This window comes from Microvirga arabica (genome assembly GCF_016811235.1).
Lineage (GTDB): Bacteria > Pseudomonadota > Alphaproteobacteria > Rhizobiales > Beijerinckiaceae > Microvirga > Microvirga arabica.
Genome location: NZ_JAFBID010000175.1, coordinates 1 through 1987, shown reverse-complemented (window position 1 = coordinate 1987; position 1987 = coordinate 1). Strand labels below are relative to the sequence as shown.

Annotated in this window: 2 protein-coding genes; both read right to left on the bottom strand. The window is 65.2% G+C overall.

Annotated elements, in window-relative coordinates; translation table 11 throughout:
• Window positions 1-1047: AGE family epimerase/isomerase (locus JQC81_RS32235; RefSeq protein ID WP_203275832.1), on the bottom strand; the 1047-nt coding region annotated here is incomplete at its 3' end.
• A partial coding sequence (locus JQC81_RS32230) for a carbohydrate kinase family protein (RefSeq protein ID WP_203275831.1) occupies window positions 1044-1987 on the bottom strand: 944 nt, incomplete at its 5' end. The genes JQC81_RS32235 and JQC81_RS32230, both read right to left, overlap by 4 nt.

Genomic DNA, 1987 nt, shown 5'->3' with positions numbered 1-1987 from the left:
GCGGTACCATTGCTCGTGGAAGTCGCTCGGGCTGTGCTCAGCGAGAAACGCCGCTGCGCCGATCGCCTCCGCGCAAGGCCACCAGAGCTTTAAGGAGAGCCTTGGCCTGTCGTCCCAGTCGAGGGCGTAGAAGAACCCGCCCTTGTCCCTGTCCCACCCCAGGTCGATGGATTGCCGGAACAACTGACGGGCCGCATCCGGCATCCAGGCATGACGCTGCCCGCCCAGCGACCAGAGCTGGAGAAGGAGCCTCGCCCATTCCAGCCAGTGGCCAGGCGTCGTACCGTAGGGCCGAAACATGTCGTCGCCACGGTAGTGCCGGTCGAGGCTCCAATCCGCGTGGAAGTGCTCCGCCACCCGGTAATCGAGGGAGGCTGCATGCCGGCCGATGATGAGGCCCGCGATCCGCTCCGCCCGGTCGAGATAGGTGCGCTCGCCCGTGGCTTCGAACGCCGCCATCAGGGCTTCGGTCAGGTGCATGTTGGAATTCTGGCCGCGATACTGGCTCAAAGGCTGCCAGTCGCGCGTGAATTCCTCGGTCACGGCCCCGTGCTGCTCCTCCCAGAAATGCTCGTCAAGGATTTGCGTGATGTCTGCCAGCAGGCGGTCCGCCAGCGGATGGCCCACCACCTTCGCGCTGGAGGCCGCCAGCAGCACGAAGGCATGGCCATAGGCCTGCTTCGTATCGTCCTTCGGTCCGTCGTTGTTCAGTGACCACACATAGCCGCCGTTTTGCGCGTCGCGATGCGCCTTCCAGAGGTACTCCATGCCGTGATCGATGATGGCATCGCAGCCGGGCCGGCCGAGGAGCGTGCCGATGGCAAAGCAATGCACCATGCGGGTCGTGTTGTGGATCTGCCGGACCGGATTGGCGGCAGCAATGGGCTCGCCTGCATCGTCGAGATCGAAGAAGCCACCGGCCGGATTGATGACGCCGTGCTGAAAGAAGTCGAACAGGTTGCTGGCCTGCTCGAGCAGCCATTCCCGATGAAAGCGGTTGAAGCGCCAGGGTGTCCCGAGCGGTGGAAGAACAGGCTCGTTCGTCATGATGCTGTCCCTCTGGCTTCGGTGCGCTCAGCCATGAAGCGCTCGACCTCATGCCATGACGGCGGATTGGCTCCGCGCCGGGTGCAGACGATGGCGGCTGCCGCGGTGGCGAAATCGAGGGCTGCGGTGACCTGCGCCTCGCTCAATCCTGTTACACCCCCAGGCGTCAGCAGGCCGTTCATATCAAGCCAGGCCAGCAGCCCGGCGTGGAACGTGTCGCCTGCGCCAACAGTGTCGACCACCGCGATCTTCGGCGCGGGGCGCTCCAGAATTGTATCATCGAAAGCCGCGAGCGAACCTCTCTCGCCGCGGGTGATGATCACGAGCTTGGGACCGCGTCGTAGCCAGGTTCGCGCGGCCGATGCGAGGTCGTGCGTTGCGTAGAGCAGTTCGATGTCCTCGTCGCTTGCCTTCACGATGTCGGCATAAGCGAGCAGCCGTTCGAACCGCTCGCGATAGGCATTCAGATCGCCCACCACACGCGGCCTGACATTCGGATCGAGCGAGATCACGCGGGATCCGGCCTCCCGGCGCAGCAGGGTCTCGATGGCGCTGGCGATGGGCTCGACCCCCAGCGCATAGGAGCTCGCCGCAATGGCGTTCACGTCTGCCGGGAGTTCGGCAGGCAGTGCCTCGGGCGTAAGAGCGCGGTCGGCGCTGTTCGGCGCGTAGAAGGAATATTGCGGCTGCCCGGATGGGCTGGTGGCCACGACGCTCAGCGTCGTGACGTTCGGGACGCGCCGGATATAGGCCGAGCTCACGCCGGATTCGGCGAGCTTCTGCGCCAGGAAGGTGCCGAAAACGTCTTCGGACAGGGTGGACAGGAAAGCTGCCGGGCGGCCGAGGCGCCCGAGCGCGATGGCAACGTTGAACGGCGAGCCGCCGGCCACCGCCTCTGCTGGAAAGCCTGTGGTCGTGGCGGTGCCGATGAACAGATCAA